This is a genomic window from Rhizobium sp. M1, from assembly GCF_002531805.1.
In the GTDB taxonomy this organism is placed as follows: domain Bacteria; phylum Pseudomonadota; class Alphaproteobacteria; order Rhizobiales; family Rhizobiaceae; genus Rhizobium; species Rhizobium etli_C.
The window spans coordinates 1-13,541 of the sequence record NZ_NWSW01000018.1; the positions used below are offsets into that span (position 1 = coordinate 1).

The 13,541-nt window shown below is 61.4% G+C and carries 14 protein-coding genes; 7 read left to right on the plus strand and 7 right to left on the minus strand.

Annotated elements, in window-relative coordinates; all coding sequences use genetic code 11:
- Positions 1 to 72 precede the first annotated feature (72 nt).
- Genes CO655_RS18335 through CO655_RS18345 form a run of 3 tightly spaced genes read right to left on the minus strand, consistent with a single transcriptional unit; the run spans position 73 to position 3,032 of the window.
- On the minus strand, positions 73 to 825 hold the full coding sequence (locus tag CO655_RS18335) for an ABC transporter ATP-binding protein (protein WP_097605220.1): 753 nt from the start codon (positions 823 to 825) through the stop codon (positions 73 to 75).
- Positions 819 to 1,889: an iron ABC transporter permease gene (locus CO655_RS18340; protein WP_097665808.1), complete on the minus strand. Its 1,071-nt coding sequence runs from the start codon at positions 1,887 to 1,889 to the stop codon at positions 819 to 821. Before CO655_RS18340 ends, CO655_RS18335 begins: the two co-directional genes overlap by 7 nt.
- A gap of 6 nt (positions 1,890 to 1,895) precedes the next feature.
- Entirely contained in the window at positions 1,896 to 3,032 is a 1,137-nt protein-coding gene (locus CO655_RS18345; RefSeq protein WP_097605218.1) for an ABC transporter substrate-binding protein, read from the minus strand.
- Positions 3,033 to 3,147: 115 nt separating this feature from the next.
- Between CO655_RS18345 and CO655_RS18350 the strand changes: the two genes are divergently transcribed.
- Entirely contained in the window at positions 3,148 to 3,933 is a 786-nt protein-coding gene (locus tag CO655_RS18350) for a methyltransferase domain-containing protein (RefSeq protein ID WP_097605217.1), read from the plus strand.
- A gap of 263 nt (positions 3,934 to 4,196) precedes the next feature.
- Here the strand turns inward: CO655_RS18350 and moaA are convergent, their stop codons facing one another.
- Entirely contained in the window at positions 4,197 to 5,243 is a 1,047-nt protein-coding gene (gene moaA / locus CO655_RS18355) for a GTP 3',8-cyclase MoaA (protein ID WP_097605216.1), read from the minus strand.
- 179 nt (positions 5,244 to 5,422) lie between these two features.
- On the opposite strand from moaA, the gene CO655_RS18360 reads away from it, so the two are divergent.
- On the plus strand, positions 5,423 to 5,797 hold the full coding sequence (locus CO655_RS18360) for a DUF971 domain-containing protein (RefSeq protein WP_010034859.1): 375 nt from the start codon (positions 5,423 to 5,425) through the stop codon (positions 5,795 to 5,797).
- A gap of 30 nt (positions 5,798 to 5,827) precedes the next feature.
- Positions 5,828 to 7,018, plus strand: coding sequence for a low temperature requirement protein A (locus CO655_RS18365; protein ID WP_097605215.1), 1,191 nt, complete (start codon positions 5,828 to 5,830; stop codon positions 7,016 to 7,018).
- A gap of 2 nt (positions 7,019 to 7,020) precedes the next feature.
- Here CO655_RS18365 and CO655_RS18370 read toward each other — a convergent pair whose 3' ends face one another.
- On the minus strand, positions 7,021 to 7,491 hold the full coding sequence (locus CO655_RS18370; RefSeq protein WP_010034872.1) for a MarR family transcriptional regulator: 471 nt from the start codon (positions 7,489 to 7,491) through the stop codon (positions 7,021 to 7,023).
- Between the two features lie 45 nt (positions 7,492 to 7,536).
- On the opposite strand from CO655_RS18370, the gene CO655_RS18375 reads away from it, so the two are divergent.
- Both CO655_RS18375 and CO655_RS18380 read left to right on the plus strand, forming a co-directional pair.
- Complete coding sequence (locus CO655_RS18375) at positions 7,537 to 8,508, plus strand: alpha/beta fold hydrolase (protein WP_097605214.1); 972 nt, start codon at positions 7,537 to 7,539, stop codon at positions 8,506 to 8,508.
- 37 nt (positions 8,509 to 8,545) lie between these two features.
- The gene (locus CO655_RS18380; RefSeq protein WP_010034875.1) at positions 8,546 to 9,157 is read left to right on the plus strand and encodes a pyridoxamine 5'-phosphate oxidase family protein; all 612 of its coding nucleotides are present in this window, start codon (positions 8,546 to 8,548) and stop codon (positions 9,155 to 9,157) included.
- A 6-nt stretch (positions 9,158 to 9,163) separates the two neighbouring features.
- Here CO655_RS18380 and CO655_RS18385 read toward each other — a convergent pair whose 3' ends face one another.
- Positions 9,164 to 10,231 (minus strand): GGDEF domain-containing protein, encoded by a 1,068-nt coding sequence (locus tag CO655_RS18385; protein WP_097605213.1) that lies wholly within the window; start codon positions 10,229 to 10,231, stop codon positions 9,164 to 9,166.
- Between the two features lie 349 nt (positions 10,232 to 10,580).
- Here CO655_RS18385 and CO655_RS18390 point away from each other — a divergent pair, with 349 nt between their 5' ends.
- A complete protein-coding gene (locus CO655_RS18390; RefSeq protein WP_097605212.1) occupies positions 10,581 to 10,760 on the plus strand; it encodes a hypothetical protein in 180 nt (59 codons plus the stop codon).
- Positions 10,761 to 10,793: 33 nt separating this feature from the next.
- On the opposite strand, the gene CO655_RS18395 is transcribed toward CO655_RS18390, so the two are convergent.
- Positions 10,794 to 12,401, minus strand: a complete 1,608-nt coding sequence (locus CO655_RS18395) for a fumarate hydratase (protein ID WP_097605211.1) — start codon at positions 12,399 to 12,401, stop codon at positions 10,794 to 10,796.
- A gap of 253 nt (positions 12,402 to 12,654) precedes the next feature.
- Between CO655_RS18395 and CO655_RS18400 the strand changes: the two genes are divergently transcribed.
- Positions 12,655 to 13,482, plus strand: a complete 828-nt coding sequence (locus CO655_RS18400) for a VCBS domain-containing protein (RefSeq protein ID WP_097605210.1) — start codon at positions 12,655 to 12,657, stop codon at positions 13,480 to 13,482.
- Positions 13,483 to 13,541 lie beyond the last annotated feature (59 nt).

Consider the following 13,541-nt stretch of genomic DNA (forward strand, 5'->3'; position numbering starts at 1 on the left):
CCACCAAACATTCACAGGCTCTCAGGATGAGGCTCTCTTGGGTATTGGCGCCTCAGGATAGGCTCCCTCGCGTCAATGCGCGGTCCCATCCACGATGACATGATCGTGGTCCATCGAGCACCTCTCCACTCGGGCTTCGACCCTGTAGATTTCCCGCAGCAATTCGGCGGTGACGACGTCCCTTGGGGCGCCGCAGGCGTGCATACGGCCATTGGCGATGACGAGGACTTTGTCGGCGAAGCGGAGCGCCTGGTTGAGGTCGTGGATGGCGATGAGCACGATCATGCCTTTGCTGCGCGCTTGGCGCCGCATGAAATCGAGGACCTCGACTTGGCGGTGGAGGTCGAGCGCGCTTGTGGGTTCGTCCATCAGCATGATCTCGGGCTCGCGGACGAGCGCCTGGGCGATCGAGACGAGCTGGCGCTGGCCACCGGACAGCGCCCCGAGATCGCGGAAGGCCAGCGCGGTGATATCGAGAGCTGCCATGATCTCGTCGATGAAGCGCAGGTCGCCATCGCCGACCGCCCAGGACTGTCCTTGTTTGCGGGCGAGCAGGATGGACTCGTAGACGGTCAGCACTGCATTGGCCGAGGTATCCTGCGGCATGTAGCTGATGGCGTTTTTTGCCTTCGAGCCTTCGACGACCACATCGCCCGGGCCCCTGAGCAGGCCGGTGATGCGCTTGAAAAGCGTCGACTTGCCGGCGGCGTTCGGGCCAATGACCGCGACGATCTCACCCGATTTCATCACCGGCGTCGTTACGTTCTCGACGAAGAGCTTGCGGCCGTGATAGGCGCCGACCGATTGCAACTGAAGCGCTACCATGACCGGCTCCTGTTCGAGAGGATGAGCGAGAAGAAGAAGGGCACGCCGACCAGCGCGGTGATGATGCCGATCGGGAAGACGACGCCCGGGATGATCGACTTCGAGACGATCGAGGTCAGCGACAACAGCAGCGCGCCCGAGAGGATCGAGCCCGGCAGGAAGAAGCGCTGATCCTCGCCGAGGATCATCCGGGCGATATGCGGGCCGACGAGGCCGACGAAACCGATGGTGCCGACGAAGCTCACGGGGGCTGCGGCAAGCAACGAGACGACAAGCATGGTTTCCAGCCGGATGCGGCGGACATTGACGCCGAAGCTTGCGGCCTTGTCCTCGCCGAGGCGGATGGCGGTGAGCGCCCAGGCATTGCGGGCAAAGAGCGGCAAAGCGATCAGCAGAACGGCGAGCGTCACCCAGATTTTCGGCCATGTCGCCTTGGTCAGGCTGCCCATCGTCCAGAAGACCACGGCCGACAGCGCCTGTTCGGAAGCGAGATATTGCAGGAAGGCGAGCAACGCATTGAAGGTGAAGACCAGCGCGATGCCGAGCAGGACGACCGTCTGCACCGATACGCCGCGGGCCTGCGAGACGAAATGGATGAAGAGCGTGGCGATCAGCGCCATGATGAAGGCATTGACCGGCACGAGCAGGCCGGCTGCCACAGGCAGAAGCGGAACGCTGGTGACGATCGCCAGCGCCGCGCCGAAACTTGCAGCCGCCGAGATGCCGAGCGTGAAGGGGCTGGCGAGCGGATTGGCGAGGATCGTCTGCATCTGCGCGCCGGCAACCGAGAGTGAGGCGCCGACGACGATCGCCATGACGGCGACCGGCATGCGGATATTCCAAACGACGGCCCGCACCTGATCCGAGACCGAGGAGGGGTCGAGGAGGGCGGCGACAACCTCGCCGAGGCTGTAGCGGGCCGGCCCCCAGGCGAGATCGACAGCAAAGGATAGACAGAGCGCCGCCGTCATGGCGGCAAGGATCAGCAGCTTGCGCCGGGCGAGGGCGCGGTAGCGCTCCCTCCCGGCTTCGGCTTCAATCGATGTGGCGGCGATCTCGGCCATTTCCGACTACTGGCTCGCCTTGGCGTCGACCCAGTAACCCGGCTGATAGGCGACCGGCAGGAACTTTTCATGGAATTCCTTGAAGGTGGCATCCGGATCGAGATCGGCAAAGAGGTTCGGGTGGAACCACTTTGCCAGCTGCTGGACGGCGACGAACTGATAGGGGCTGGTGTAGAACTGGTGCCAGATCGCATGGACATTGCCGCCGGCGACCGCCTTGGAGCCGGTGAAGGCCGGGTTTTCCATCAGCGTGTTCAGCACCTTACGGCTGTCGCCGAGGGTAGACGCAGCGCTCGGGCCGACATTCACATAGTCCTTGGCATTCTTGGTCTGGCTCCAGTTGGAGCCGGTGACGACGACGACCTCAGGATTGGAGGCGACGACCTGTTCGGCGTTGATCGAGCCGGTATAGCCCGGCAGGAAATCGGAGCCGAGATTGTGGCCGCCGGCCCAATCGACCATCAGGCCGAAATTGTCAGGACCGAAGGTGCCGCAGCACTCCACCAAGCCGGCTGCGCGGTACATGAAGACCTTCGGCTTCGGCGGGTTGGCGGCCTTGAGCTTGTCGGTCACACGCGCCATCTGCTCCTTCCAGTAGGCGGCGACGGCATCGGCGCGGTCCTCGTGGCCGAAGAGCTTGCCGAGGATCTTCAGGCTCGGCTCGGTGTTGGCGAGAATATGCTCGCGGAAATCGATATAGACGATCTTCACGCCGATGCCGGCGAGCATCTCTTCGAGCTTGACTTCGTCGGCGGCGGTCTTGTTGCCGATCGGCAGCAGCAGCACGTCGGGATCAAGCTTGACGACCGTCTCGGCCTGCAGCGTGCCGTCGGTCAGGTTGCCGAGAAAGGGCAGGTCCTTGCCTTTGGGAAACTTCTCGACATAGGCATTGAAGCCATCCTTGTCTGTGGTCCAGAGGTCGTTGCGCCAGCCGACGATCTTGGCGAAGGGATCTTCCTTCTCGATCGGCGCGACGGCGTAGAGCATGCGGCCTTCCCCAAGGATCACACGCTCGACCGGCTTTTCGAAGCTGACTTCACGGCCGGCCACATCCTTGATGGTGAAGGACTGCGCCCAGGCCGAAAGCGGCATCAAGCCGGCAATCGCAGCGGCGGAAACTGCGAGCATTTTCACGAAATTCATCTGGAAATTCCCCTGACGTCTGAATAATGTCCGCAGGCATAGGAAATATGACTTTATGAATCAAGTTATATGTTTTAGAGCGTTTCCAAACTGATCCGATGTCGGGGCACTTGAGATGAATTCGATGAATACAAATTATTCGATCCGCGATGAAATCCGCGATTTCTGGTCGGAGAGGGCGGCGACCTTCGACCAGAGCGTCGGCCATGAAATCTTTTCGGAAGGCGAGCGGAAGGGCTGGCAGCGGCTGATCCGGAAGCATCTCGGCGAGGGGCAGGGACGCGCGGCGCTCGATCTTGCCTGCGGCACCGCCGTGATCTCGCATCTGATGAACGATGTCGGTTTCAAGGTCACCGGGCTCGACTGGTCGGATGCGATGCTGGCGCAGGCGCGCGCCAAGGCGAAGAGGCGCGGCACCGATATTCGTTTCGTTTCCGGCGACGCCGAAAACACGATGGAGCCGCGCGACAGCTACGATGTCATCACTAACCGGCATCTCGTCTGGACGCTGGTCGATCCGGCTTCGGCCTTCAAGGAATGGTTCGCGGTGCTGAAGCCGGGCGGCAAGGTGCTGATCCTCGACGGCAATATGGGCAAGGAGACCTGGGTCAAGGGTCTGCAGAAGCTCTGGACGAAGATCACCGGTAAGGCTGCGGCAAGCCATATGTCGCCGGAGATGATGGCGCGGCACCAGAAGATCCGGTCGCGCGTGCATTTTTCGCATGAGATGCCGGCCGAAGCGGTCGTCGATCTTCTGCGTAAGGCCGGTTTCGTGGACATCGTGGTCGACCGCAAGCTCGGCGACATTCATTGGGCGCAGGCGCGCAAGATGCCGTTCCTGCGTGGACTTGAGCGTATGGTGCAGGAGCGGTTTGCGATCTGTGCGCGCAAGCCTGGGTGAGACACGGTCCCGCGAAGCGGGAGCGATCGATCCAGTGAATCGATCGCAGTGTCGAACGCCCTGAGCCCAAGCGAAGGGCCGGGCAACGGTGCCGCATGTCCCTTCTCCCCAGCGGGGAGAAGGTGGCGGCAGCCGGATGAGGGGGTGCCCAATGGCAAGACCGCGTGTCCTGAGCAAGCAAGGGGCAATTAATGGCGTGCCGTGTGGCCCCCTCATCCGACCCTTCGGGCCACCTGCTCCCCGCTGGGGAGAAGGGAGATCCATCACCCACCGGTGACACTCATATGCCGCGCCACGGCCGGCCTGTTATGCGTGCGATCGATGATGAAGTCGTGGCCCTTGGGTTTGCGGGTAATGGCTTCGTCGATGGCGGCGTGGAGGAGGGCGTCGTCTTCGGTGGCGCGCAGTGCGGCGCGCAGATCGGCGGCGTCGTTTTGGCCGAGGCACATATAGAGCGTGCCGGTGCAGGTCAGGCGCACACGGTTGCAGCTCTCGCAGAAATTATGGGTCATCGGCGTGATGAAGCCGAGGCGGCCGCCCGTCTCTGAGACCCTGACGTAACGCGCCGGGCCGCCGGTCTGGTAGTCGATATCGGTTAGCGTGAATTGTTTCTCCAGATCCGCGCGCAACTCGGAGAGCGGCAGGTACTGGTCGGTGCGGTCCTCGTCGATCTCGCCCATCGGCATGGTTTCAATGACTGTCAGATCCATGCCGCGGCCATGGGCGAAGCGCAGGAGATCGGGCATCTCGGTATCGTTGAAATCCTTCAGCGCCACGGCGTTGAGCTTGATCTTCAGCCCGGCCTTTTGAGCGGCATCGATACCCTCCATGACCTTGGCGAAATCGCCCCAGCGGGTGATCTTGCGGAATTTGTCGGGATCGAGTGTATCGAGCGAGACGTTGATGCGGCGCACGCCGCACTCATAAAGTTCCTCGGCATGGCGCGACAGCTGTGAGCCGTTGGTGGTCAGGGTCAGCTCGTCGAGGCCGGAGCCGATCTTCTCGCCGAGCCGGCGGACCAGATACATGATGTTCTTGCGCACCAGCGGCTCGCCGCCGGTCAGCCTGATCTTCCTCACGCCCTTGGCGACGAAGGCGCAACAGAGCCGGTCGAGCTCTTCCAGCGTCAACAGGTCCTTCTTCGGCAGGAAGGTCATGTTCTCGGCCATGCAATAGGTGCAGCGGAAATCGCAGCGGTCGGTGACGGAGACGCGGAGATAGGTGACCGCCCGGCCGAAAGGGTCGATCATCGGATGTGCATCCGCCGCCAGCGGCGCTGCGTTGCCTAGCGTTCCGACTCTCGTATTCACCAATTCCTCCGCTAGCGGATCTGAAACGCGCCAGATCGAATGCCTGTTTTCAAGCGATATCTTTCTATCTGTGCATATGTGATTGCGCCGTCAAGGGAAACGGATTTCGCACACGCTAATTTGCGCTTGCCTCGAAAAAGGCGAACGCCTACTTCTCCAGGGGAAAGAGGGTGATAGAGATGAGCGATACCTGGCCGAGCGAACTTCGTGTTTCGAAAGACCGGCAGAGGCTGGCGATAACCTTCGACGACGGCCGGAGCTTCGACCTGTCGGCCGAACTCCTGCGCGTGCTGTCGCCGTCGGCCGAGGTGCAGGGCCACGGGCCGGGGCAGAAGGTGACGGTGCCGGGCAAGCGCAACGTGGCAATCATCTCGATGACGCCGACCGGCAATTACGCCGTCAGGATCGGATTCGACGACATGCACGATACCGGCATCTACACCTGGACCTATCTGCGTGAGCTCGGCGAACGCGGGGCGGAGCTGTTTTCGGCCTATGAGGACGAGCTCAGGGAAAAGGGTATGAACCGCGACACGGCGGAAAAGCCGCGCTGAACTGAAAAATAACCGGCCGTCGGGGGAGTTATGGCGAAAGCGAATAGCAAGAACTGGCTGCGCGCCAAAGGCAGCTCCGCCGGCAGCAAGGTGACCTTCCTCGAGCTCTTCTTCGATCTGGTCTTCGTCTTTTCGATCTCGCAGCTTTCGCATGCGCTTGCCGCCCATTACACGCCGCTCGGTGCGGCCGAAGCGGCGCTGATGACCTTTGCCGTCTGGTGGGTGTGGATCTTCACCGCCTGGGTGACGAACTGGCTCGATCCCGACAAGATGCCGGTGCGCGGCATGCTGGTGACGCTGATGATGCTCGGGCTTGTGCTGTCAGCCTCCATTCCCGAGGCTTTCGGCGACAAGGGGCTGCTTTTTGCCGGCGCCTATGTCGCGATGCAGGTCGGGCGCTCGCTGTTTACGACCTACGCGATGACGCGCGTCGACCGCGCCAACACGCTGAATTTCATCCGCATCAGCACCTGGCTCGCGGTGGCCGGCGTCTTCTGGATCGCCGGCGGGCTGCTCGAGCATGAAGCCCGGCTGATCGCCTGGGTGATCGCGCTGGCGATCGAATATGCCGGTCCGGCGGCCGGTTTTGCCGTGCCCGGGCTCGGCCGCTCGAGGCCTAGCGACTGGGACGTGTCTGGCGCGCATATGGCCGAGCGCTGCGCGCTCTTCGTCATCATCTGCCTCGGCGAGGCGATCCTCGTGTCCGGCCGCACTTTTTCGGAGCTGCCGGTGTCGGGGCTGACGGGCATCGTTTTCGTCACCGGCTTCGTCGGCACGGTTGCCATGTGGTGGCTTTATTTCCGCTTCGGCCACGGGCGCGCCGCCCATCGCATCGAACATGAGGAGACGCCGGGAGCTTTGGCGCGGCTGGCCTTCACCTATGGGCACATCCCGATCCTTGCCGGCATCATCGTGCATGCGGTGGCGGTCGAATTCATGTTCTCGCATCCGCATGAGACGGGCGATCTCGGCATCGCCGCGGCGGTGCTCGGCGGCTCCGGCCTGTTCCTGATCGGCAATCTCTGGTTCAAGGGCGCGACCAGCGGGCGGATGCCGTTGTCGCATCTCGCCGGTCTGGTGGTCGTGATCCTGCTTGCCTTCGCAGCACCCTTGATCGAGCTCTATCTGCTGGGCATTCTGGCGACGCTGGTGCTGATCATTGTCGCGGCCTGGGAATACCGCTCGCTGACCGGCACATCGGCTGCGCCGACGCTGCATTGAGATCAATCGTCGTCGTCGCTGAGATCCTTGAGCAGCACGGTGATAATGCGCTCCATTGAATCGGCGGTCGCCATGCATTGCTCGATCGGCTCGTCGGAGAGCGTGCGTTCGATGAGATCGGTCTGAATCGCCATCGCCGCCTCGGTCAGCCGGCGGCCTTCCCCAGTGAGATAAAGGCGCAGCACGCGCTTGTCGCGCGCGTCTCCGCGACGCTCGATCAGCCCACGCTTTTCCATCTGCGGCAGCAGCATGCTCATATTGGAGCGGCCGACCAGGAGCTTGCGCGCCAGCTCCTGCTGCGAGATGCCTTCGAAACGGTAGAGATTGACCAGAATGTCGAGGTGCGGCGGCTTGATGTCGAGATCGGCCAGCGAGCGGGTCAGCGACTGCTGCATCAGCTGGCAGGCGCGCGCCACCGCGATCCAGCTGCGAAAACGCGGATGATCCCAGGGAAGGGATTGATTTTTGTTCATCGTTGTACTTTATTGTTCAGTGTTGAACGTATTTGGATTCCCACTATGGCAAATTTCGCGCTCAAGGTCATCCGCCTAGGATTTTCGGTTCTGCAAGCGGTTTCTCCCCAGCTGGCGGGCAGGGCGGCGTTTCTGCTGTTCTGCCGCACGCCATCGCAGCGTCCGAAGGGCGGCAAGGCGAAGGCGGCGCATGCGGCTGGTGCGGCACGGCTTGCGGGCGCCGAGCGCTTCGTCCTCAAGCTTTCCAGCGGCGCCAAAGCCCATGCTTACCGGCTGAATGGCGGGGCGCTGGGGAAGCGCAAGCGCTATCTCGTCACCCATGGCTGGGGTTCCAGTGCGATCTATATGGCCGATCTCGTTTCGACGTTGGCGGCAACGGGTGCCGAGGTCGTGGCGCTCGACTTTCCCGGTCACGGTCGTGCGCGCGGACGCTTCCTGCATATGGGGCTTGCTGTCGAGGCGATCGCGGCGGCAGGGGAGCGGTTCGGGGCATTCGATGCGGCGATCGGCCATTCCTTCGGCGGTGCAGCGCTGATGGTCTCGGCCGCCGCCCTCCTGCCAGATGCGGCATCCGTCACTGGCGAGCGACTGGTGCTGATCGGCGCGCCCAGCGAGATGGCTTGGCTGTTCACCGACTTCGGCCGGCTGATCGGCCTTGGCGCCGCTGCGCAGGCGGCGCTGGAGAATGAGGTTCAACGTGTCACCGGGCGGCGACTCGAGGATTTCGACGCCGGCAATACGGCAGGTACGATCTCGAGTTCGGTGCTGGTGGTTCACGCGGAGGACGACAAGGAAGTATCGTCGGCGCATGCCAGGCGTTATGGTGCGGCGGGCAAGCGTGTACGGCTGTTCTGGGCGAACGGCTTCGGGCACCGGCGCATCGTCGGCGCGGCTCCAGTCCTTGGAGCAGTCGCGGCCTTCCTCGAAGAGGAGGCGCATAAGGAGCTCGAATGCATCAAAAAAGATGCGGAGATCATTCCGATTTTTGAGCTTCCGGCGCGGCGCGCGGCATTGTAGCGTCCGGCGCGAAGATCAAGCCGCGGCGGGACGCCCCATGAAAATCATCAGCAGCATCGAAGAGCTCAATACGATCTATGGCGCAGGCCTGTCGCAGGCCTCGGTCGACAAGGTGACCAAGCGACTGACGCCGCTTTACCGTCAGATGATCGAGATCTCGCCTTTTGCCGCGCTTGCGACCGTCGGGCCGGAGGGGCTCGACTGTTCGCCGCGCGGCGATCTCGGCGGCGTGGTGCGTGTCGTCGACGACGAGACGCTGCATCTGCCGGACTGGCGCGGCAACAACCGCGTCGATTCGCTTTCCAACATCGTGCGTGATCCCAGGCTTGCGCTGATGTTCCTGATCCCCGGCTCGAACACGACGATGCGCATCAATGGCCGCGGCGTCGTCTCCAATGACGAGACGTTGCTCCGGGGCTTTGAGATGGACGGCAAACATCCGCGCACGGTCGTCGTCATCTCGATCGACGAGGTCTATTTCCAGTGCGCGCGCGCCGTGATGCGGGCCGAACTGTGGAACGTCGAACAGTTCACCGATCCCGCCGGCCTGCCGACGCCGGGACAGATGCTGAAGGCGGCCGTCGGCGATTTCGACCAGGAAACCTACGACCGGGAATGGCCCGGTCGCGCGGCGAAGACGATGTGGTGAAGGCCGTCAGGCTTTGTAGATCAGCCAGCTCTTGCTGAAGTCCTTCTGCATCCCGTCCTGATAGAGGACGATGCAGTTGCGCCCGGCATTCTTGGCGCCGTAAAGGGCGATGTCGGTCTTGCTGTAAAGCTCGCCGGCATCCTCGGCATTCGAGGCCATGCAGATGCCGATCGAGGCGGTAATCGGGCCGTAGTTCACCCGGGTGCGGGAGTTTTTGAACGGGGTGGTTTCCAGCGTGCGGCGGATGCGTTCGGCGATCGCCGTCACTTCCTCGACTGTGTTGCCCTCGATGATCAGCGCGAATTCCTCACCGCCGGCACGGGCGACGAAGACGTCACGCCGGACGTTGCTGCGGATCACCGAGGCGACTGTGGCGAGGATCTTGTCGCCGACGGGATGGCCGTAGGTGTCGTTGATTTTCTTGAAATTGTCGATGTCGGCGAGCAGCAGGGCCGTCACCGGCCGCATGCCTGGATTGTTGAAAACGGCAGCAAGGCGGTCGTCAAAGGCGCGGCGGTTGGAAAGGCGCGTCAGCGAGTCGGTGTTGGCGATGCGCTTATATTCGTCGAGTTCCTTGCGGACTTGATCCATTTCCTGAGAGCGCTGGACGACGTCCTCGACGGTGCGTTCGCCATGCGCCATGGTATCGCCAGTCGCCTGGCTTAAAAGCTCAATCGCGTTTTCGATCAGTTCGACGCTGGCATTGCTCTTGGAGGTGATTCGCTTGTGGGTCTCGCCGAGCAGTCTGGTATAGCTTTCGAGCGAGCTCTGCTCCTGCCTCAGGATTCGCAGCAAGCCGTCGAGTTCGCCTGATATGCGGGTGTGGGCGTCGTCGAAGACCCGGGCCGGGCTCGTGTTGAAATATTGCGCGCCGAGCGCGTCGAGTTCGGCCTGTGTCGCATGGGCGCCGAGGGCCGCAAGCTCTCGGGTAAGGGCAGGATTGGAGCCGATATAGGCCTCGTAGAAGAGTTCGTAGTTACGGGGTATCGGGGCAACGCCCATCGAGCGCATGGCATAGGTGATCTGACCCGCGACATCGGGAACCTGCACCTTGGGCGCGACAGCCGTATTCATCCGGCGATACTCCTCATATATTCAAAGGCAATATTTTAGTTGTTAGCTTAAATTTCTTGGGAAAAGATTAAAGCGACATATACCAAAGATTACATATGACAAGTTCCCGGTGGAGCAATACTTCCTGCAGGCCTATGATTCTTCATCAAAAAACGCATTTTTAGCGAGACAATGCATACCCGTTGTGCGGGAATGGTGTCTGAAAAACTTACAGTTCTTCTTGTGCTGGGGATCGTATTCATCTTGTCGACAGTTGGTTTTGGGCGCCCGCTATTTCAGAACGAGTATTTTGCAACGATACTTCCTGACGGCCGACCCGGTCGCAGTCTGCAAATTCAGGCGTAAGATTATGGGAAGGTCTCGTCACACTTCCTTCGCCATCATGGCCGTCGCCGCCATCACCGCCGGCGCCTTGCTGATGAACCATACCGGCTTCCTTGCCGGAGCTTTCCGCACGGAAATCCTGGCAAGGGTGGATGACGGCGATGTGGTGAATGCTGCGGATATTGCGGGCGGAACAATGCGGTAGAAAGTCCGCCCGCGGCCATCGAGCCTGCCGCAATCACCCCAGGTTCAATTCCTGGAAGAAATCATTGCCCTTGTCGTCGATGACGATGAAGGCGGGGAAGTCTTCGACCTCGATCTTCCAGACCGCTTCCATGCCGAGTTCGGGATATTCGAATACTTCGACTTTGCGGATGCAGTCCTGCGCGAGGCGGGCCGCGGGGCCGCCGATCGAGCCGAGGTAGAAACCGCCATGCTTCTTGCAGGCCTCGCGCACGGCACGCGAGCGGTTGCCCTTGGCGAGCATCACCATAGAGCCGCCGAAGGACTGGAACTGGTCGACGTAACTGTCCATGCGGCCGGCCGTCGTCGGGCCGAAGGAGCCGGAGGCGTAGCCGGCCGGCGTCTTGGCCGGGCCGGCGTAGTAGACCGGGTGGTTTTTCAGGTAATCGGGCATGCCTTCGCCCTTTTCCAGCCGTTCGCGGATTTTGGCGTGGGCGAGGTCGCGGGCGACGATGATCGTCCCGGTCAAGGACAGGCGCGTCTTGACCGGATGCCGCGACAGTTCGGCAAGCACCTCGGCCATCGGCCGGTTGAGGTCGACACGGACGGTCGATTCCGACAGTTTCGCCTCGTCGATCTCGGGCATGTATTTCGACGGATCGGTTTCCAGCTGTTCGATGAAGATGCCGTCGCGGGTGATCTTGCCCTTGGCCTGGCGGTCGGCGGAACAGGAGACGCCGAGGCCGATCGGCAGCGAGGCGCCGTGGCGGGGCAGGCGGATGACCCGCACGTCATGACAGAAATACTTGCCGCCGAACTGGGCGCCGACGCCCATCTGCTGTGTCAGCTTGTGGATTTCCTTTTCCATCTCGAGGTCGCGGAAGGCGTGGCCGCTTTCCGAACCTTCAGTCGGCAGCTCGTCGAGATAGCGGGTCGAGGCGAGCTTGACCGTTTTCAGGTTCATCTCGGCCGAGGTGCCGCCGATGACGATCGCCAGATGATAGGGCGGACAGGCCGCCGTCCCTAACGTCAGGATCTTCTCCTTGAGGAAGTCGATCATCCTGTCATGCGTCAGGAGCGAGGGCGTGCCCTGATAGAGGAAGGTCTTGTTGGCCGAGCCGCCGCCCTTGGCGACAAAGAGGAATTCGTAGGCGTCGGTGCCTTCCTCGTAAATGTCGATCTGCGCCGGCAGGTTGTTCCTGGTGTTCTTCTCCTCGAACATCTTCACCGGCGCGAGCTGCGAATAACGCAGGTTCTTCTTCTCATAGGCATCCATGACGCCGCGGGCGAGCGCTGCCGTATCGCCGCCCTCGGTCCAGACCCTGCGGCCCTTCTTGCCCATGATGATCGCCGTGCCGGTATCCTGGCACATCGGCAACACGCCGCCGGCGGCGATATTGGCATTCTTCAACAGGTCGTAGGCGACGAAGCGGTCGTTATCGGTCGACTCTGGATCATCGAGGATCGAGGCGAGCTGCTTCAGATGGCCGGGCCGGAGCAGATGGTTGATATCGGCAAAGGCGGTTTCGGCGAGCAGGCGGATGCCTTCCGGCTCGACGGTCAGGATTTCCTGACCCTTGAAGCTATCGACCGAGACGTAATCGCTGCTGATCTTGCGATAGAGGGTGGCATCCTTGCCGAGCGGAAAGAGATCGTCAGCCATCGAAGTGACCTTTCTGGTGGGCGCGTCGAGAAATTGGAACCGGTCTAAATCTCCTGTCGGGCAAAAGCAATCTGCATGCGGCGAGTTTGGAGGTGGGGCCATGTCGTGCCGCATTTTGTAGTCGGCATGTCACACGCGATAAGCGAGTGAAAGAAGGGGATATCGACATTTGTCGCGAAACGACCGACCTCAGGTTGCCTTCAGTTCAAGCCCGGTTCATATTCCCGGCAGCGTTAACCTGCCGGGGCTTCCAGTGACAAATGCAAAGCCAACTGCTGTCGACGATCTTCTCGTTTTTTTCGAACACGACTGGATCAGGGGCGATCTGCTGCGCCTCGCCAGCGATCCCGAAGGAGCGGACATGTATGCTCGCTTCGTCAATGGCATCCGTATCGACGCCAAACATGGGTCTGACCATGAAACGATCATTGAGGGCAAGTACGGAACCTTCAGAGTGAAACCTGACGGCCACTTCACATACGAGCTGGACCATACGCTCGACGTGGTGAAGAATTTGGGCAAGTACGATCAGCTCATCGAAACGCTGAGCTACAAGATGTCGGATGGCTCGGGGGGCACGGACCTCGGCGTGTTGACCCTTGCGATCGACGGCGTCAACGAAGACGAAAAATACCACGAAGTCCTGGATTTCGATGATATGGGCGTCACGTCGAGGGCGGATAATTTCTTCCTTCCCGACTATCGGGGCTTTGCGCTCTCCGTGAACGGCAGTCAGGAACTGACGCTTCTGAATGGTATTGTTTACGATACCATCCCGGGCGTCGACGCCATCACCGAGGACGGCTTCAGCGATACCGTACTATCCCCGGGTTCTGCGCCCGTAACCCTGAAAATGGTCGATGGCGGGGAGTTCACCTTTCAGAGCGTCTCGATCGCCGAACTGTCAGCATCGCCCTTTCACCTGACGCTCACTGCCCTGAACGACGGCCAGATTGTCTATCAGCAGGAGCTTGAGGTCACCGGTCCCAGTCTCGAGGTCAGCATCGAAGATATCGACGAAGTCCGCTTCGACTTTATGGGCAATTCTGTCGTGATGGACAATTTTTCGCTGTTGGTGTGAGGTTTGGTGAGTGTGCGTCGGCAGAAAATTTGGGGGAGGCGCCAACACACTCTCCCTCA